Origin of the sequence: Nocardia sp. CNY236 (assembly GCF_000482385.1) — a bacterium.
GTDB lineage: Bacteria > Actinomycetota > Actinomycetes > Mycobacteriales > Mycobacteriaceae > Nocardia.
Genome location: NZ_KI519395.1, coordinates 54532 through 72775, shown reverse-complemented (window position 1 = coordinate 72775; position 18244 = coordinate 54532). Strand labels below are relative to the sequence as shown.

Here is an 18244-nt window from a genome sequence, read left to right as displayed (position 1 = left end):
ATGGCCTCACGCACTCGGATTGCGGGAGCGCCCGTACAGCAGCCCGTAGAGCAGTGCCCCCAGAGTGCCACCGATCAGCGGGAACACCACGAATGCCCACACCTGGCCCATGGCCCCGTTCTGGTACGGCGCGACGGCGAGACTGCGGGCAGGATTCACCGAGGTATTGTCCACCGGTATCGACACGAGGTGCACCACCGCCAGCGTCACGCCGATCGATACTCCGGACAGGGAAACGTCGGACAGCTGATCGGTCGAGGCCAGCACGACAAAGACCAACAACGCCGTGAGCATCACCTCGACGATGATCATCGCGGCCAGCCCGTAGCCGTTTTCCACGACCACCTCGGCAAGTGGCCCCCGGGCGGCTGCCGGGCTGTGCTCACCCCACCCGTTGGCGCCCAGCCCATCGATCGCACGGTTGTAGGAGGGAAGATTCTTGGCGAGTGCGAACAGTACGAGACCCGCGAGTAGGCCGCCGATCAACTGCGCGATCACATATCCGGCCGCCGACACCCCGCTGATCCGTCCGAGCAATACATGCCCCAGGGTGACTGCCGGGTTGACATGACAGCCCGAGATCGGCCCGATCGAGTAGACGAGGAGCATCAGCGTCAGGCCGAACGCCAGTGCCACCCCCAAGGCGCCGACTCTCTCGCCGGCCAGCACCGCGGTACCGACCCCACCGAGTACCAGGATGAAGGTACCGAGGGCCTCGGCCCCCCATTTCTTGCTCTCGGGAATCGATGGGTTCGCGACTTTTTCGTCGGAAGATTCCCGGGCCGTTGGAGACATCTGTCCACCTTCCGCGTGCCAGAAGACGTGCTGCGTGCCAGAGACGTGCTGCATGCCAGAAGACGTGTGCGTGCCACAGGACGTGCTGGTGCAACGAGACGTGCTGCGGCGAGTCTCGGTACCGCTTCGACAACAGAGCCGCTCGAGATCAACGGTTGCTCGGGACGCTACGCGAGTCCGGTGCTCTCTACAACGACCTCGACGCGGCGACATCACTGGAGCGATCCGCGTCGATTTCGTATGCCGCACCTCGACTGGTAGTGTCGACCTTCGGCGTATGCAACACCCCGCTGGGGGAAGGCGCGCGCTGTCGAACTTTCAGCACACACCACCAGACAGGAACATGAGGAACGAGGCGTGGCCAACATCAAGTCCCAGATGAAGCGGATCCGCACCAACGAGGCGGCGCGCAAGCGCAACCAGTCGGTCAAATCCGCGCTGCGCACCGCTATTCGTGGCTTCCGCGAGGCTGCGGCCGAAGGCGACAAGGCCAAGGCCGCCGAACGCCTGCAGTTCGCCAGTCGCAAACTGGACAAGGCCGCCTCGAAGGGTGTCATTCACGCCAACCAAGCCGCGAACAAGAAGTCGGCACTGGCGCTGGCGTTCAACAAACTCTGATACATCCGGCGCCGGACTGTTGTGACCGGTGCCGTTGCCCGACAGGTAGCCGCTGTGGCCTCGACGACCACCGCGGCTTTCGTCGCTAGGTATCAGTGATCATCGATTGCCACCTGAGCCCGTCAGCGGTTTCCAGATCAGCCGGCGCGGGCCAGAGGTTCCAGCTACCATTCCGCGCATGGTCACCGTATATGCCAACCAGTCGGTCGTTCGCGGCGAGGACCTGCCCGAGGTGATCCGCGCGGCGGAGGTACTCGGATTCGGGCTCAAGATCGAGAATGTGCTGGTCTCCGACGATGAAGGCAACTATTCGTTGGAATGGATCGTCACGCGCGATGACGATGTGCCGGCCTACGAGGAATGGGACGGCCGCTACGAGGACGTGGAGGAAGAACAGGAGCTGGCGCTGAACTCGGCGCAGCAGTAGCACCGGACGCACGGTGTGGGGTCCGCATCAGGCGAACCCCACACCGTGGCCTAAGCGCCGTGCAGGTCCACGATCCGAGTCAGAGCGTGTTCGAGGGCATAGCCGGCGTCTGCAGCGCCTCCTTTGACATCGGCATTGAGCGTTGCAACCGCCTGAAGCGCCGAACCGATAGCAGCCGCGGTCCAACTACGGGCACGGGCCTGGGCCTTCTTCACTTTCCAGGGTGGCATGCCGAGCCGCCGGGCCAGTTCGAGCGGGTCCGTGCGTCCGGCCGCGCTCACGCGAGCGATGGTGTGCACCGAGTCGGCCAACGCATCGGCGAGCAGAACGTGCGGCACGCCGCGATCGATTGCCCAGCGCAAGGCTTCCATCGCGCCAGGGCGGTCGCCGGCCACAGCACGATCGGCGACGTCGAACCCGGAAACCTCTGCCTTGCCGGAGTAGTACCGGCGCACCGCAGCGCCATCGACCTTCCCGCCGGTGTCGGCAACGAGCTGACCACACGCCGCAGCCAGTTCCCGCAGATCGGAGCCCACCGCCTCCAACACCAACTGCACGACCTCGCTGGACACTCGCACGCCCGCGGAGCGGAACTCCCCGCGGACGAAGTCGACGCGTTCGGCGTTCTTGGTCAGTTTGGCACACATATATGTGACCGCCCCGGCCTTCTGCACGACGGGCACGAGAGCCTTGGCTCGCCCGCCGCCAGAGTGCACGATCAGCAGGACCGTGCCCTCGGGAGGGTTTCGTGCCGCGTCGGTGATCACCGACACGGCCTGTTTGCCCGCCTCGGCGGCCGCATCCAGGACGATCACCCGATCCTCGGCAAACAACGATGGACTCAGCAGTTCGGCCAGCTCCGCAGTGCTGGCATCCCCAGCGCGTAGCCGCCCGACAGGCACTGCATCCGGATCAGGCGCGGCCGAGCGGACCTGCGCTACCACCGCCCTCACCGCACGCTCGACCAACAGCTCTTCGTCACCGAGCACGAGATGCAGCGATGCAGCACGCTCACTCACCGCAATACCGCCCCGCGCAACGCCGCCCCGCGACTCGAACCGAAGCTGTGCAGGTGTTCTGTGTTGGGCCGCTCACCGCATGCACTCACAGACCGATCCTACGGCCCACGTCCGACACCCCATCCGCCCCACGGCGAATATCTCGGCGTGAATTCGCCGGCTCAACGCGAACTCGCCATCCGTGGCTGCTCACGGTTGCCGAGAACCACGATGTCGCCCCGAAGATCGGTTCGCGCCACCATCGCACCTCGCGAGGTCAGTCCGGCCAGTACCGCTGCGTTCGGGTGCCCGAAGGTGTTCTGTGCGCCGACACTGACCAACACCAGTCGCGGCTGTATCGCTTCGAGGAAGTCCGACGCCGACGTGCGCGATCCGTGGTGCGGAAGTTTGAGGATATCGGCCTGAATGTGCGCCCCGGAATGCAGCAGCGCGCGCTGTGTGGGTTCCTCGATGTCTCCAGTGAACAGAACGCGGCCCACGCGGGTTCGGGCGACGATGACCACTGATCGGTCGTTCGCATTGTCGGCTTCCGCGCCCGGGACCGGCCGCGGACTGCTGCTGGTCGGCGCCAGTACCTCGAGACCGACTGCTCCGAAATTCAGCTGATGGCCGGCCGACAACTCCCACATCGGCACACCTGCGTCGCCAGCCACCGCGGCGACCTGCATCAGGCCCGAGGTGTTTCCGGCGGCAACGGATCGGTGCGAAATCGCAGCCGGCAGCGCGACGACCGAGCATTCGAAACGGGCATCGCAGGTCGCACGATCTGGTTCGACCTGGCCAGCCGAGATGAGTGCGTCGAGTTCACGATTGCCGACTGCAATGGCGTCCACCTTGCGATTGCGCAGGGCGCCGGTGATTCCACCGATGTGGTCGGCATGCGGATGGGTGAGGATCAGTAGTGGGATACGCGAGATCCGCAGGCCATCCAGGCACCGTCGAATCGCGCGGGGGTCGGGTCCGACGTCGATCACCACAGCGGCGCCCGGTCCGACCGCGAGCGCCAAACCATCGCCTTGTCCGACGTCGCAGGCCGCGACGACCCACCCGTCGGGTGGCCACGCTGGATACCAGAGATGCGCTGGAACGAGGACCAGCGCGACGCCCGACACCACCGTGACGACGAGGTGCCGCCCGACCCGCGAACGCAAGACCGCGATCACGACGACGACAACCACGCCGGCGACCAGCCCGCCACGACGACCACCGGGTACGGCGACGGACGCGCCCGGTAGTGCGGCTGTATGTGCTGCGACCGACAACAACCACCACATCGGCGCGGCGGCACAGCGAAGAACGAACTCGGCCAGCGGGGACCACAGACACGACAGCACGGCGCCGCTCGTCCCGATGAGCATGATCGGAGCGACAACCGGTGCCACAATGATGTTCGCGAGCACCGCGACCAGGCTGAGCCGACCGGTGAGCGCAATCATGATCGGGGTCGTGACCACGAATGCCCCAGCCGACACCGCGACGATCTCCGCAGGCGCCCGCCACCACCCGTGGGCGCGCAACCAATCGGCCCAACTCGGCGCCAGCAGGATCAGCCCACCGGTCGCCACCACCGACAACGCGAAACCGACATCGATAGCGAGTTCGGGCCATAGGGTCAGCAGGGCGACGACGGCCGCGCACAGTGCCGGAAGTGCCTGCTTCCGCCGCCCCGTGAGGACAGCCAGAAGCGTGATCGAACCCATCGCCGCGGCACGCAACACGCTTGGTTCCGGCCGCGCGACGACAACGAACATCAACAGAACGGTCGCGGCAGCACCAACGGTCGCCCACGGTCCCAGAGCGAACAGTCTCGATGCGAACAGCACGAACGACAGCAGAATCGTGAAGTTCGCACCACTGACTACACACAGGTGCTGTAGACCGGCGCGTTCGAAATCCTCGCGCACTCCGTCGGGCAGATGCGAAACGTCGCCGACGACGAGCGCGGGCAACAGTCCGGCGGCATCAACGGGCAGCGCCTCGCGCGCCGATGCCGCGAAGTCGCCGCGCACCGCATTCGCGATACGGTGCCACCATGGCAACGACTCGGCGAGCACTGGTGATCCCCGTGCATGCAGAACCGCGATGGTGAGATCGGCTCGATTCGGCCGATCCGCCCGAGCCTGCACCTCGACTCGCCTTCCAGGCGTGAGTTCTCCCCACTCCGATCCGGTGGCCAATACCACGACAGCTCCGCCAGAATGCACAGTCGTACCTGCGCGCCGGAATTCGTGGAGTTCGGCTCGCACGACCCAAGTGCGATTCGCACCGAATGTCTTGCTGCGCAGCGGTTTCGGGTCTGTAGTCGGCGTGATGACCACGCGCACCGACAGCCCGACTGCATTCCGCAACGGATGTGTCGCCGCGGCCCGCTCCCGCCATGCGGCCGCGACGGCGCACCCCGCGCCCAGTATCACAGCTCCCAGCGCGACCAGCGCAGCCGAACGCCAGCGCACACTGCGATCGGTCGACCGAATCGTCAGCGCCACCACCACAGCCGCGAACGCCGCCAGCACCGCGGCCAGTACCAGCCCAATTGTCCACCCCATAGTCAGCGTCGCAGCGGTCGCAGCCCAGCACGACAGCGCGGCAGGTAGCAGCCGTGCGTCGAGAACTTGGAGAACGGCGGCTTCACCAGTCGGTCCACCGCGGGTGGTCATACGATGACCAGATCACGCAACCGGGCCAAGCGAACCGGCCCGATGCCGTCGACCTCGCCGAGCTGATCCACGGAGTCGAAGCGCCCGTTGGTGGTGCGCCAAGTGACAATGGCGGCGGCGGTGACGGGCCCGACTCCCGGAAGAGCATCGAGTTGGGCCTCGGACGCGGAGTTGAGATCGACCTTGGCTGCCGGCTTCGACGAACCGTCCGGCGCGGAACGGGAAGGCGGATTCCCGGCCGCGCCGATTGTCGTGCTACCACGATATGGTGGACCGGTATTGGGTCCAGCTGGGCCGACCATCACTTGGTCGCCGTCCAATAGGCGTTGCGCCAGATTCAAACCGCTGGTGTCGGCGCCAGGCCGCGTTCCACCCGCTGCCGCAAGGGCATCGGCGACCCGGGCCCCGGTCGGGAGCCGGACCAACCCGGCGTGCTGGACCAAGCCGACAACGCTGACCACCAGGTCGGTCCTCGGCTGCTCCGCATCGGCGGGCGTCGGCGAGGCGGACACCGACCCGACGACCGCAGTGGCGACCACGCCCCGCTGACGAGCGACCTCCGGCGAACTCGCAGCGACGGTGGGTGCCGCCGCCGCGATCGGTGGAACCGGTTGTCCCATCGGCCGTTCACGGAATACGACGATCCCGGCGATCACCACCACGACCAATCCGGCCAATGCGAAAATGCGCACTCCTCCCCGGCCAGGATCGAGCCGGACGCCCCGGAATCGATCCGGAACCAGACGGTCCTGCCATCGCGTGGTGACGTCGGGGTCATCCAGCCAACGGGGGGTCCGCACTCGGTGGGTGACGTCGTCGGTATCCTTCGCCACGACGTCGTGGTCGCACGGCACCTGGTCGCGATCCTGTGGTCCCGCTGCCCGAGTGCGACCACCCGACCGAGTGCGACCGCCCGACCGAGTAGGACTCACGGGCATCAGCTCGCCGGGCGGCCGCCGATTCCATGCCGGCCGATGGTCTTCCGCTGGACCATCCAGCCCATTCGCGACGACCTCGACGCCACTCTGGGGCGCAGTGGCCGAGCCACCGCCGGTCGTGCTGGCGCCGACTCGAGCCCTCAGCTCACCTACTCGCCGTCGTCCCCGCTCGCGTTCCTCGTGTCGAGACATACCAGCGACGGTATGTCGGCTTCATCATCCGAAACCCGTACCGTCCAGGCGATTCGGTGAGGCTGTTGACGCATGCGGCGCTGTGCACAACTCATCCGCCAACCGTGTGCCGCGCTCGCCATCACGCACAACCACCCGGTATGACGAGCACGCCGACCGCACCGAGGCCCAAATGCACCGCCAACGCCGGACCGAATTCGGCGACGATGAGCTCACCGACGCCGGGGATCAGATCGCGTAACTGGCTCGCGATGGTATTCGCCGCCTCCTGCGCGCCCACATGCTGTACGGCCACAGCAGCACCATCCTCACCTGCCGAGTCGACTGCCGCCGCAACGAGTTTTGTGTATGCCTTGGAGCGGGTCCGGACCTTCTCGCGCAGTTCGAGCCGCCCCGAGACAATCTGCAGCAGCGGCCTGGTGACCAGCTCGGACCCGAAGAACGACGCAGCCGAGGACAACCGCCCGCCGCGACGTAGCTGCTCGGTGCGGTTGACCAAAATGAACGCCCGGGCACGCGCAGCGGCGGCCACCGCGGTGTCGTAGACGATGTCCAGCGGCGCCCCGCCTCTCGCCCGCCGTGCTGCGGCCAGCACGGGTAATCCGGTTGCCAGTCCGGCACCCTGGGAGTCCACCAGGCGGACCCGATCCGCGGCATCCATATCACCGATCGCCTGCCGCCCGGCCTCCCACGTCGCCGACAGCTGCCGAGAAAGATGCACCGCGACCACGCCGTCACCACCGCTGTGGTGCCATGCGTGCTCGTATGCCGCGCGTAGCTCACCGGGCGAGGCGGCCGAGGTGGTCACCACGTCTGTGGCGTAGTCGATGTCGACCGGATCGAGACCTTCCCTGATCGCCCGGTCACCGACCAGGATGTGCAAGGGTACGACCGTGACGCCCAGCGTGTCGAGATGTTCGGCGGAGAGGCTGGCAGCGGAATCGGTGACGACCACGACGGGCACGGACTACCGGACCTCCTGCAGGATCTTGACCATCGCATTGGCTACCGCGGCGTGACCTGCCCAGCCCCAGTGGATACCGTCCGGATTGGCTTCGCCGGAGAAGACATTGTCGCGCACCGCCTCGCCGAGGTCGACCAACGGCACCGACGTGCGTTCCGACCAGGTACGCAGTGCCTCGACCGCACGCGGCCGACCTGTGTGCACCCGCGCGTAGGCGTCGCAGTTGTGTACCGACGGCAGCACGCCGACGACCGGAAGATCGGGACGCAACTGTGCTAGGGCGGCGCGCGACTGGTCCAAGTAGTCGACGCTCACCGCCGGCGGAAGCGCAACCGGCCCTCCGAGTTTCGACAGCTTCGGCTGGGACCAGGCGTAGGTCGCCCGAACCGCGCGGCGCAAGGCAGGCGGCCGCACGTAGCGGATCAATTCGCGCAGCGCGGTGGGCAGTGGGGAGGGCAACGTGTCCATGCCACCCACCGCGAAAACCACTGCGCCGGCACGGGGAACGGCAGCCCACACGCGCGGATCTCCGATGAGCGCCCAATACGCGTCGCGACAGGTCCAACCGATCCGAGCGACCAGCTCGACATCCCAATCCAATTCGGCAGCAACGAGGTTCGGCCAGATCAGAGGATGATTTGCCGGCAAACCGCCCTTGGGGCCGAAATAGGCGAGCGAATCGGCGAGCACGAGCAACACCGGTCGGGCGGCCCGCTCTTCAGAGGACATCCGGGGCCACCTTTGCCGCCGCGTTCCACACATCCAGGCGCCAGCCGGGTTGGTCGATACTCGGGCCGTGGCTGCTCAGTTGCACCCAACTGGTGTTGGCGAGCCCACCCAGAACGGGCCAGCTGTGCGGTGGCAGGTCGAGCAACGCGGCCGTGAGGGCCGCGATCAACCCGCCGTGTGCCACCAGGATGACGGCCCGGCCCGGCCAGTCCTGCCGCTCGACCAACAATTCTCGGACCACCGGCAGCGACCGCGCACCGACCTCGAGCTTGCTCTCACCGTTCGGCGGAACATAGCTCGCATCCAGCCGCCATGCCATGCGCGCGCCCGGGTAGTCCGCATCCACCTCCAGATGCGTCGATCCTTCCCAGTCACCCAGGTTGGTCTCCCGCAGCCTGGAATCCGCAACGACCGCGTGCCCGGTGTGGTCGGCCAGCGTCGTTGCGGTGTACCAGGCTCTGCGCAGATCAGAGGACACGATCGCGATGACGTTGCGGGAAACCAGCTCCCGCGCGACCTCTTTGGCCTGTCTACGGCCGAGTTCGGTGAGATCGGTATCGATCTGACCTTGCATCCGGTCGGTCGCATTCCATTCGGTTTGACCGTGCCGCAACAAGATCAGCGTGCGGACCCCGGCACGCCGACTCACGATTGCGCCTCGTTCTCGGGCGACATCTCGGGGCGCTCCGACGTCGCAGGCGCGGTGATTCCCTCGACGGGCACGACGGGGCAGTCCTTCCACAGCCGCTCCAGTGCGTAGAAGTCACGCTCGTCGGCGTGTTGGATGTGCACCACGACGTCGATGTAGTCCAACAACGCCCAGCGACCTTCGCGTGTGCCCTCGCGCCGGACCGGTTTGTGCCCGGCCGCGCGCAACTTCTCCTCCACATTGTCGACAATGGCGTTCACCTGCCGCTCGTTGGGCGCGGACGCAATCACGAAGCAATCGGTGATCACCAGTTGCTCGGACACGTCGAGCACCACCACGTCGGTTGCCAGCTTCTCGTCGGCTGCACGCGCCGCGACCTCTGCCATCGCCACCGACTCGACCGACGCGCTCATGTCCGGTCCTCGCCGGCCCACCACAGCGCCCCGACTGCGTCCACGACCCGCTTCCCCACTCGGCCTGCACCTCGCTGCGCTCCGCTCACGCTCAGCTACCTTCCGCTGCTCCGGGCACATACAGGTGCCGCTTCGATATGTACTGCACGACGCCATCAGGGACGAGATACCACACCGGCCGGTTCTCGGCGGCACGGCGACGACATTCGCTCGACGAGATCGCCAGCGCGGGGACTTCGATCATGGTCACCGCATCCGCCGGTTGATCTCGCAGATGCGCCGCGAGATGATCGATGTTCAGCTCGTACCCCGGACGGCTCACCCCGACGAACTTCGCCAGTTCGAACAGTTCCGCCCAATCCTGCCATGTCAGGATGCTGGCCAAAGCGTCCGCACCAGTGATGAAGTACAACTGGGCATCGGGATATTCCGAACGCATCTCCCGCAACGTGTCCACGGTATAGGTGACCTTGTCACGGTCGATGTCGGTGCGACTGACCGAGAACCGTGGGTTGGACGCGGTCGCGATGACGGTCATCAAGTAGCGATCTTCGGCGGGGCTGACCTCGTGATGCGCTTTCTGCCACGGCTGCCCGGTCGGAACGAAGATCACTTCGTCCAGTTCGAAGCGGTGGGCCACCTCACTGGCGGCCATGAGGTGCCCGTGGTGGACGGGATCGAAGGTGCCGCCCATCACTCCGATCTTGCGGCCTCGTCCACCACCTGTCTCACGCATGACTGGTCAGCTTAACGGGTCGTATTCGATCCGCTCGGGCCGGCAAGTGCGCCGACATCACCGAGCTACACCGGCAGGAGTCGGGAGACCACCGCAGTGAGTTGTGCGGCCGAGCGGCATTCGTGCATTTCGATCACTTCACGATACTTTTCGGCTGCGGAATCACCCGAGCCCCACTGCTCGCGCGGCTCCGGATTGAGCCAGTGCGCGTGCTTGGCGACCTCGACCAACGACCGTAGGGTGGCCAATTCGGGATCACGATAGTTCGTGCGGGCGTCGCCGAGAATCAACAATGAACTGCGGCTGGTGACGACCTCGGAGTAGGCGTCGGCGAACCCGGCCAGCGCACGACCATAGTCGGAGTGCCCGCCCATGCCCACCACATTCGCTTCGGTGAAGATCCTGGTCATGGACTGCTCCACCGGGGTGTTCGGATCGAAGAGCGAGGTCACCTCGTCCACCTGGTCGACGAACGCGAAGATCCGCACCCGGGAGAACTGCTCGCGCAACGCGCTCACCAGCAGCAACGTGAAATTGCTGAAGCCCGCAACCGAGCCCGAGACGTCACACAACAACACCAATTCGGGACGTCCGGGGCGCGGCTTGCGATTGGCCAGGTCGATCGGCACTCCGCCGGTCGACATCGACTTGCGGAGGGTGCGGCGTAGATCGACCGCGCCGCGGCGGGCGTGCCTGCGCCGTAGGGCCAGCCGCGCAGCCAAGATCCGCGCCAAGCGTTGCGTGCTTCGCCGCAGCTCGGCGAGTTCGGCCTCCGACGCCCGCAGGAAATCGACGTCCTCGGCCTGGCGGGGCACGCCATAGCTCGCGACCCGATCCCGCCCGATTCGTTCGGCAACCCGCCGCTTGGTCTCGGCTTCCACAGTCTCGCGAAACCCGGCGATGCGCTGTCGGGCCGCGCGCCGGGCGATCTCGAGGTCGAACTCACTGGCATCCGGCCTTCTGGCCAACGCGTCCAGGATCTGAGCCAACAGGGTGTGCGGCTGCACCTCTTTCATCGCCTGATACGCCGAGAACGACGGACCACGCGCGGATTGGTACCGGCCCATTTGGTCGACCAGTTCCCCAGCCAATACTTCCAACCTCGGAGCCGCCGATTCCTGTGCGAGCAACTCGGCCAACATCGAACGCAGAGCACGGATATCCACCTCACCCGAGGGCGTTCGAGGAATTGCGACATCGTCCTGCGCTGCGGTGCGCTCCCCCATCGCGGCCGGGAACCACAGGTCGAACAATCCGTCGAAAGTCGCTCGGTGCGTGGTGCGTCGTAGCAGCGCGCATGCCAAACCTTCTCGCAAGACCTCACGGTCCATCAGATCGAGCACGGTCACCACCCTGCCCGCGTCCACCGTTTCCGACGACCCGACCGCGATGCCGCGCGCCCGCAGCGCCTCCACGAACCCGACCAGATGCCCCGCTATCCCATGCGCGCCCGACAACCCACCGTCTGCAGGAATCGGTGCCGCCACCATGGGTCAGGCCAGTTTCAGCTCGGCCAGCGCACGCCGATGGTCGGTTCGATGTTTGAGCACCACGCCGAGTGTGGCGTGCACGGCAGTGTCGTCGAGGTCGTGCAGGCCGAGAGCCAACAAGGTACGGCCCCAGTCGATCGACTCCGCGACCGAGGGCAGCTTTTTCAGCTGCATGCCGCGCAGGACGTGCACGATCCGCACCAACTGTGCGGCCACCGTGGCCGACAATTCGGGAACCCGGCTGGCCAGGATACGCCGCTCCAGATCCTCGTCCGGGAAGTCCAAGTGCAGGTAGAGACAGCGCCGTTTGAGCGCCTCGGACAGTTCGCGGGTGGCGTTGGAGGTGAGCACGACGAATGGCCTCCGGCTGGCGGTGATGGTGCCCAGTTCTGGAACCGTCACCGCGAAATCGCTGAGCACTTCCAGCAGCAGGCCCTCGATCTCCACATCGGCCTTGTCGGTCTCATCGACCAGCAGCACCGTGGGGTCGGTACGTCGGATCGCGGTCAGCAATGGCCGCGACAGCAAGAACTCCTCGGTGAAGACATCGGCCTTCGTCTCCTCCCAGTCGTTCTCGCTGGAAGCCTGGATTCGCAGGATTTGTTTGGCGTGGTTCCATTCGTACAGCGCGCGCGCCTCGTCGACACCCTCGTAGCACTGCAAGCGAACCAGCTGCGCGCCAGCGGTCTGCGCAACTGCGCGAGCCAACTCGGTCTTCCCGACCCCGGCCGGACCCTCGATCAACAGCGGCTTGCCCAATCGGTCGGCCAGAAACACCGAAGTGGCAGTCGCCTTGTCCGCCAGATATCCCGTCTCCGCCAAACGATCGATCACGTTGTCCACCGATGCGAAGACCGGCTCCTGCCCCTTACTGTCAGACACTACCCGGCACCTTTCCTTCCGATCCCACCACTACGCTACGGCAGCGCCGAGACGACACCGAGTCGACGTCGGCGCGCAGCCGCATTGTCCGCGTCGGACGGGGGGATCTTGCCCGCGTCGGACGGGGGGCGGATCGTGCCCGCGTCAGACAAGGCGGATCTGACCCTCACCCCACACGATCCACTTGGTGGAGGTGAGTTCGGGCAGAGCCATGGGGCCGCGGGCGTGCAGCTTCTGGGTCGAGATACCGATTTCGGCACCGAACCCGAACTGCTCACCATCGGTGAACGCGGTGGAAGCGTTCACCAGCACGGCAGCGGCATCGACCCGACTGGTGAATTCACGCGCCGCACTCAGATCGCCGGTGACGATGGCCTCGGTGTGACCGCTGCCCCATCGGTCGATGTGCTCGAGGGCGCGGTCCAGGTCGTCCACCACTTTCAACGCGATGTCCAACGACAGGTACTCCTCACCCCAATCGACATCGGTTGCAGGAACCTGGCCGGGCAGATCCCCGTGAATCGTGACGCCGTGCCGCTGCAGCGCCTCGGTGAGCCGCGGTAACGCGGTATCGACGATCGCAGCGTCGATGAGCAGAGTCTCGGCGGTATTGCACACGCTGGGGCGCCGAGTCTTGGCGTTGATCAGAATCTGCTCGGCCATATCCAGGTCGGCGGCGGCGTGCACGTAGACGTGGCAGTTGCCGGTGCCGGTCTCGATGGTGGGTACGTGTGCATCGCGGACGACCGCATCGATCAGGCCGGCGCCGCCCCGGGGGATGACCAGGTCGACCAAGCCACGGGCTTGGATCAGGTGGGTCACGCTGGAGCGGTCTCGACTCGGCAAAAGCTGGACGGCATCGGCCGGAATGTCCTGTGCGGCCAACGCTTCGCGCAACACCATGACCAGCGCCGCATTGGAACGCGCCGCCGACGACGACCCGCGCAGCAGCGCCGCGTTGCCGGATTTGAGCGCGAGGCCGGAGGCGTCGACGGTGACGTTGGGCCGAGCCTCGTACACCATGCCGATCACCCCGAGCGGAACCCGCACCTGCTTGATCTCCAGGCCGTTGGGCAGGGTGGAGCCGCGAACCACCACACCGACGGGGTCGGGCAGACCGGCTACCTGCCGAAGGCCCGAGGCGATGCCATCGATTCGAGCCTTCGTCAGCCGCAACCGATCCAGTAGCGACTCTTCGGTGCCCCCGGCTCGGGCTGCGACGATGTCCTCGGTGTTCGCCGCCAGTATCTCGTCGGCGGCGGCCAGCACGGCATCTGCGCACGCGTGCAATGCGTCGTTCTTCTGCGCAGTCGTCAGTCGGGCCAACGCTCGCGAAGCGACCCGTGCCCGACGTGCAGCCGCGCGCACCGCCTCACGGACATCCGGCTGAGTCGTCGTTCCTACCGTCATGGTCAACAGCCTACGCACCACGTGGGTCGGCGATTTCATCAGCCGAAGGCCCCGGGCCAGGCGTCCGACGCGGACGCCTGGCCCGCCGGTCCGGTGTGTGCCGGACCGACCACGACTACCGTCCGCGATATGACGGCACCATCACATACCCCGGCGATCGCGGTCCTCGGCAGCATCAACATGGACATGGTGACCACCACTGCACGGCGCCCCGCTCTCGGCGAGACGGTACTGGGAACCGACTTCGTCATGGTGCCGGGCGGCAAAGGCGCCAATCAGGCCATCGCTGCCCAGCGAGCCGGTGGCCGAACCCAATTCCTGGGAGCGGTGGGTGACGATGCCTTCGGCGCCGAACTCCGGGCGGCGCTCACCGAGGACGTCGTGGGAGTGGACCGGTTGCGCACGGTCACCGGCCCCAGCGGGGTCGCCACGATCGTGATCGACAGCGCCGGGGAGAACACCATCATCGTCGTCGCCGGCGCAAACTCCCGAATGACCGAACTGACCGAATCCGATCTGGCGGTCATCGCTGCTGCCGATATTCTCCTGTGTCAGTTGGAAATTCCGCTCGACACGGTGGCCGCGGCCGCCCAGCATGCCCGTGCGCACGGTACGGTGGTTGTGCTGAATCCCTCCCCGGTGCGGCGACTGCCCCCTGGATTCTGGGCCGATATCGAGGTGGCCGTGGTGAATTCCGGCGAAGCGGCACAACTCGGCGCCGATCTCGAACCCGTTCCGCATGTCATCGAGACCAAGGGTGCAGCGGGCGCCGTCTACCGCGGACCGGACGGGGTACGGCTGTCGCGTCCCAGTCCGGCAGTGGACACCGTCGACACCACCGGTGCCGGCGACGCGTTCACCGGTGCCTTGGCCGCAGCCTGGCATCGTGGCCCGGAATGGGCACTCACCTGGGCATGCGCAGCCGGAGCATGGGCGACGACCTCCCGCGGGGCGAGCAGTTCGATCCCCACCCGACACGATATCGACGCACTGATACCGCGGTGACCCCGGCGCTGTGCGCGCCGCTGGATCATCGGACCGGCCTGGCTTTCCCACCGATCTCCTCGATACCATAGGATATGCCGTGGCGGCCTGCGTTCTTCTCTCCCGATCCGGAGTCGGATCCGGCAGCCGGTCCGCCGGAGATCCCCGGCGTGAGGCGATCGTTCGTCCTCGCGCGCGGCGTGCGCTTTCATGTCACGGAGGCCGGTCCACCGGATGGGCGCCCGGTCCTGGTGCTGCACGGTTGGCCACAGCATCACTACTCCTACCGCAATTTGCTTGCCGATCCACCGGATGGTCTGCGGATCGTCGCACCGGACCTACCCGGATACGGCTGGTCCGGACCTGCCCCACACCGATGGGCAAAGGATGACGTCGCTTCCGATCTACTCGCACTGCTCGACGCGCTCGGCCTGAACCGCGTCCTGCTGGTCGGGCACGACTGGGGCGGCTACATCGGCTACCTCATGGTTTTGCGCAGGCCGGAGCGATTCGATGCGCTGCTGGCGTTGAATATTGCCCATCCATGGCAGACCCCGCGCAGTATCCTTCCCCACGCGTGGCGCCTACTGGCCTATCAACCGCCGATCGCGGCCTTCGGACAGTATCTACATCGCCACACCCGGTTCCTGGAACAGCTGATCTTCGCCGCCGGTACGCGCCATCGCGACGCATTGCCACCCGAGGTGGTTCGCATCTATGCCGATCGCTTCCGTGATCCCATTCGTGCACGCAGCGCAACCAACACCTACCGCACCTTCTTGGTACGTGAAGTTCCACGCGCGGCGAAGCAGGGGGAACACCGCCGGGCACAGATGCCCATTCGCACACTCTTCGGTGTCGACGACCCCGCGGTCCATCCGTCCCTCGCAGCCGAGGAGACGGCACAGGCCGACGACTATCGGCTCGAACGCGTCGAGGACTGCGGGCACTTCATCGTCGAAGAGCGGCCGGACTTGGTGCGCGCCCGACTACTCGAATTGGCGGCCACGAGCGCCCGCCCCGCCTGAACCGGGGGGCGACAGTCGGGCACGATGGAGCGCATGGCCGCGGCGACCGATGCCCCTTCGAGCAATCTCGGCGACCACCCGGACCTGCGTTCGCATGCGGAGCGCATGCTGCAGGCCATGGCCGGGTCGCGCGCACACCTGCGCGAAGACCAGTGGACCGCGATCACGGCCCTCGTCGTGCACCGACGCCGCGCGCTGGTCGTGCAGCGCACCGGCTGGGGCAAATCAGCGGTGTACTTCATCGCCGCGGCACTGCTTCGTGCAGCCGGACACGGACCGACCGTGATCGTGTCACCGTTGCTCGCGCTCATGCGCAACCAGGTGGCCGCCGCGCAGCGCAGCGGTATCGTGGCCGTCACCATCAACTCCGGCAACGTCGCCGAATGGGACGACATCCACGCCCGCGTTGCCCAGGGCGTGGTCGACGTGCTGTTGGTCAGCCCGGAGCGACTGAACAATCCCGACTTCCGCGACCGCGTCCTGCCGCGACTCGCTGCGGACGCGGGGCTGGTCGTGATCGACGAAGCCCATTGCGTATCGGACTGGGGCCATGATTTCCGGCCGGACTATCGGCGTATCCGCACGCTGATCGCGGATCTCGGCTCGGACGTCCCGGTACTCGCGACCACCGCTACCGCCACCGATAGGGTGGTCACCGACATCGCGACCCAGATCGGCGCCGACACGATGGTGCTGCGGGGCGCCCTGGATCGCGAGTCGCTACACCTGTCGGTGCTGCGTTTCGATGACGCTGTGCGCCGCACGGCCTGGCTCGCCGAGTATCTGAACCGATTGCCGGGCTGCGGCATCGTCTACGCGTTGACTGTGGCCGCCGCGCACGACCTGGCCGATGTCCTGCGCACGCATGGCCACGCCGTCGCCGCCTACACCGGTCGGACCGACCCCGCCGAACGCGAGGCGCTGGAGACCGCCTTACTGAACAACGAGGTGAAGGCCCTGGTCGCCACGTCCGCTCTCGGTATGGGATTCGACAAACCCGATCTCGGGTTCGTGGTGCACATCGGCGCGCCTTCCTCCCCGATCGCCTACTACCAACAGGTGGGTCGCGCCGGGCGCAGCACCCACCGAGCCGATGTCGTCCTGCTCCCTGGCCCGGAGGACAAGCGAATCTGGAGCTACTTCGACTCGGTCGCCTTTCCGCGCGAACACATCGTGCGGGCAGTGCTCGACGCTCTGGATGCCGACCGTCCGTTGTCCACTGTGGCACTGGAACCACTGGTGGATCTGAACCGTACCCGGCTGGATATGGTGCTGAAGGTCCTCGATGTGGACGGCGCGGTCCGCCGGGTCCGCGGTGGATGGATCGCCACCGGTCGCCCCTGGAGCTACGAGACCGAACGCTACGAACGCCTGTCGGTAGCCCGCGCAGCCGAACAACAGGCCATGATCGACTACCAGACGACCGCGGGGTGCCGGATGGAGTTTCTCCGTCGCCAACTCGACGACCCGGAACTACCAGCCGACCCGGCAGATTCGCCGGGCTGTGGCCGTTGTGACAATTGCACCGGGACCCGCCCCGATCCGGTCGTGGCCACACAAGTCGTCGCCACGACCCGGGCGCGGCTCGAGCGGCCCGGCGTTGACATCGTGCCCCGAAAGCAGTGGCCCACCGCAGTATCGAAGCTCGGCGTTCCATTGTCCGGCAAAATCACCGCAGGCGCGAACACCGGCCGCACGCTCGGGCGGTTGACCGACTTCGCCTGGGGACCACGACTGCGAGCACTGCTGGATGGACCGGACGCACCCATCCCCGACGATGTCTTCGATGCGTGTGTCACCGTACTGCGCAAATGGGATTGGGCGACTCGCCCGACGTCGGTACTCACGCTGGAATCCACGCGCAATCCCGTGCTCACCGCGACCTTGGCTCGACGCCTTGCCGCGGTGGGCCGCTTGCGCGACCTCGGCACGCTACGCACTCGACGGGGTCGACTACCGGTGGCTGCGGCGAATTCCGCGCACCGCGTTGCGGGACTGTACGACTCGTGGGACGTACCCGACCTCACCGACGTGGCAGGACCGATCCTGTTGGTGAATACCGTCACCGACACCGGATGGACGTTCACCGTCGCCGCCAGTGCACTACGAGCAGCGGGCGCCGATGCTGTCCTGCCGTTCGCATTGGCCACGCCGACGTGACGCCGAGACGACGAGAGCTGGCGGAATCGATCACTGCGGACAATGCCACGTCTCTCCGGGAGGTGGTACGACAGTTTACGAATTCCTCGAAAGACATTGCAGGCCAGATCGTTTGCTAGCATCTCAGCAGAGGGGCGGTCGTCCGACTGAACT

17 protein-coding genes are annotated in these 18244 nt (G+C 66.4%); 5 read left to right on the top strand and 12 right to left on the bottom strand.

Annotated features, from left to right (window positions below; translation table 11 throughout):
- Positions 1-6: 6 nt before the first annotated feature.
- On the bottom strand, positions 7-795 hold the full coding sequence (locus tag K940_RS0124520) for an aquaporin (RefSeq protein ID WP_028479639.1): 789 nt from the start codon (positions 793-795) through the stop codon (positions 7-9).
- A gap of 357 nt (positions 796-1152) precedes the next feature.
- Between K940_RS0124520 and rpsT the strand changes: the two genes are divergently transcribed.
- Together rpsT and K940_RS30240 are read left to right on the top strand one after the other, a co-directional pair.
- Positions 1153-1413: a 30S ribosomal protein S20 gene (gene rpsT, locus K940_RS0124510; RefSeq protein WP_028479638.1), complete on the top strand. Its 261-nt coding sequence runs from the start codon at positions 1153-1155 to the stop codon at positions 1411-1413.
- 178 nt (positions 1414-1591) lie between these two features.
- Positions 1592-1840: a hypothetical protein gene (locus K940_RS30240; protein WP_036530190.1), complete on the top strand. Its 249-nt coding sequence runs from the start codon at positions 1592-1594 to the stop codon at positions 1838-1840.
- A 50-nt stretch (positions 1841-1890) separates the two neighbouring features.
- Here K940_RS30240 and holA read toward each other — a convergent pair whose 3' ends face one another.
- The 11 genes from holA to K940_RS0124445 form a co-directional block, all read right to left on the bottom strand.
- Positions 1891-2859 carry a DNA polymerase III subunit delta gene (holA, locus tag K940_RS0124500; protein ID WP_028479637.1) on the bottom strand — a complete coding sequence of 323 codons (969 nt, stop codon included), beginning with the start codon at positions 2857-2859 and terminating at the stop codon, positions 1891-1893.
- Between the two features lie 161 nt (positions 2860-3020).
- A complete protein-coding gene (locus K940_RS30235; RefSeq protein ID WP_196812358.1) occupies positions 3021-5516 on the bottom strand; it encodes a ComEC/Rec2 family competence protein in 2496 nt (831 codons plus the stop codon).
- Positions 5513-6454: a ComEA family DNA-binding protein gene (locus K940_RS0124490; RefSeq protein ID WP_081706623.1), complete on the bottom strand. Its 942-nt coding sequence runs from the start codon at positions 6452-6454 to the stop codon at positions 5513-5515. The genes K940_RS30235 and K940_RS0124490 overlap by 4 nt, the downstream gene beginning before the upstream one ends.
- 313 nt (positions 6455-6767) lie before the next feature.
- Complete coding sequence (locus K940_RS0124480) at positions 6768-7610, bottom strand: DegV family protein (RefSeq protein WP_028479634.1); 843 nt, start codon at positions 7608-7610, stop codon at positions 6768-6770.
- Between the two features lie 3 nt (positions 7611-7613).
- Positions 7614-8339, bottom strand: a complete 726-nt coding sequence (gene octT / locus K940_RS0124475; protein ID WP_028479633.1) for a diglucosylglycerate octanoyltransferase — start codon at positions 8337-8339, stop codon at positions 7614-7616.
- Positions 8329-8988 carry a histidine phosphatase family protein gene (locus K940_RS0124470; RefSeq protein ID WP_028479632.1) on the bottom strand — a complete coding sequence of 220 codons (660 nt, stop codon included), beginning with the start codon at positions 8986-8988 and terminating at the stop codon, positions 8329-8331. The genes octT and K940_RS0124470 overlap by 11 nt, the downstream gene beginning before the upstream one ends.
- Positions 8985-9401 (bottom strand): ribosome silencing factor, encoded by a 417-nt coding sequence (gene rsfS / locus K940_RS0124465; protein WP_028479631.1) that lies wholly within the window; start codon positions 9399-9401, stop codon positions 8985-8987. The genes K940_RS0124470 and rsfS overlap by 4 nt, the downstream gene beginning before the upstream one ends.
- 91 nt (positions 9402-9492) lie before the next feature.
- On the bottom strand, positions 9493-10137 hold the full coding sequence (nadD, locus tag K940_RS0124460) for a nicotinate-nucleotide adenylyltransferase (protein ID WP_028479630.1): 645 nt from the start codon (positions 10135-10137) through the stop codon (positions 9493-9495).
- Positions 10138-10202: 65 nt separating this feature from the next.
- Positions 10203-11627, bottom strand: a complete 1425-nt coding sequence (locus tag K940_RS0124455) for a VWA domain-containing protein (protein ID WP_028479629.1) — start codon at positions 11625-11627, stop codon at positions 10203-10205.
- Between the two features lie 3 nt (positions 11628-11630).
- Positions 11631-12509, bottom strand: coding sequence for a MoxR family ATPase (locus tag K940_RS0124450; RefSeq protein ID WP_028479628.1), 879 nt, complete (start codon positions 12507-12509; stop codon positions 11631-11633).
- A gap of 144 nt (positions 12510-12653) precedes the next feature.
- A complete protein-coding gene (locus tag K940_RS0124445; RefSeq protein ID WP_028479627.1) occupies positions 12654-13919 on the bottom strand; it encodes a glutamate-5-semialdehyde dehydrogenase in 1266 nt (421 codons plus the stop codon).
- Positions 13920-14048: 129 nt separating this feature from the next.
- On the opposite strand from K940_RS0124445, the gene K940_RS0124440 reads away from it, so the two are divergent.
- The 3 genes from K940_RS0124440 to K940_RS0124430 all read left to right on the top strand — a co-directional run bounded on the left by K940_RS0124440 (position 14049) and on the right by K940_RS0124430 (position 18091).
- Positions 14049-14924 (top strand): ribokinase, encoded by an 876-nt coding sequence (locus K940_RS0124440; protein ID WP_028479626.1) that lies wholly within the window; start codon positions 14049-14051, stop codon positions 14922-14924.
- Positions 14925-14998: 74 nt separating this feature from the next.
- The gene (locus K940_RS0124435) at positions 14999-15931 is read left to right on the top strand and encodes an alpha/beta fold hydrolase (RefSeq protein ID WP_051407512.1); all 933 of its coding nucleotides are present in this window, start codon (positions 14999-15001) and stop codon (positions 15929-15931) included.
- Positions 15932-15964: 33 nt separating this feature from the next.
- A complete protein-coding gene (locus K940_RS0124430; protein WP_036530241.1) occupies positions 15965-18091 on the top strand; it encodes an ATP-dependent DNA helicase RecQ in 2127 nt (708 codons plus the stop codon).
- The last annotated feature ends 153 nt before the right edge of the window (positions 18092-18244 follow it).

What these genes read in the sequence shown, in the direction of transcription:
- K940_RS0124520 (WP_028479639.1), bottom strand. Translation starts at nt 795, where the DNA reads ATGTCTCCAACGGCCCGGGAATCTTCCGACGAAAAAGTCGCGAACCCA.
- K940_RS30240 (WP_036530190.1), top strand. Translation starts at nt 1,592, where the DNA reads ATGGTCACCGTATATGCCAACCAGTCGGTCGTTCGCGGCGAGGACCTG.
- K940_RS30235 (WP_196812358.1), bottom strand. Translation starts at nt 5,516, where the DNA reads ATGACCACCCGCGGTGGACCGACTGGTGAAGCCGCCGTTCTCCAAGTT.
- K940_RS0124490 (WP_081706623.1), bottom strand. Translation starts at nt 6,454, where the DNA reads ATGCCCGTGAGTCCTACTCGGTCGGGCGGTCGCACTCGGTCGGGTGGT.
- octT (WP_028479633.1), bottom strand. Translation starts at nt 8,339, where the DNA reads ATGTCCTCTGAAGAGCGGGCCGCCCGACCGGTGTTGCTCGTGCTCGCC.
- rsfS (WP_028479631.1), bottom strand. Translation starts at nt 9,401, where the DNA reads ATGAGCGCGTCGGTCGAGTCGGTGGCGATGGCAGAGGTCGCGGCGCGT.
- nadD (WP_028479630.1), bottom strand. Translation starts at nt 10,137, where the DNA reads ATGCGTGAGACAGGTGGTGGACGAGGCCGCAAGATCGGAGTGATGGGC.
- K940_RS0124455 (WP_028479629.1), bottom strand. Translation starts at nt 11,627, where the DNA reads ATGGTGGCGGCACCGATTCCTGCAGACGGTGGGTTGTCGGGCGCGCAT.
- K940_RS0124445 (WP_028479627.1), bottom strand. Translation starts at nt 13,919, where the DNA reads ATGACGGTAGGAACGACGACTCAGCCGGATGTCCGTGAGGCGGTGCGC.
- K940_RS0124440 (WP_028479626.1), top strand. Translation starts at nt 14,049, where the DNA reads ATGACGGCACCATCACATACCCCGGCGATCGCGGTCCTCGGCAGCATC.
- K940_RS0124435 (WP_051407512.1), top strand. Translation starts at nt 14,999, where the DNA reads ATGCCGTGGCGGCCTGCGTTCTTCTCTCCCGATCCGGAGTCGGATCCG.
- K940_RS0124430 (WP_036530241.1), top strand. Translation starts at nt 15,965, where the DNA reads ATGGCCGCGGCGACCGATGCCCCTTCGAGCAATCTCGGCGACCACCCG.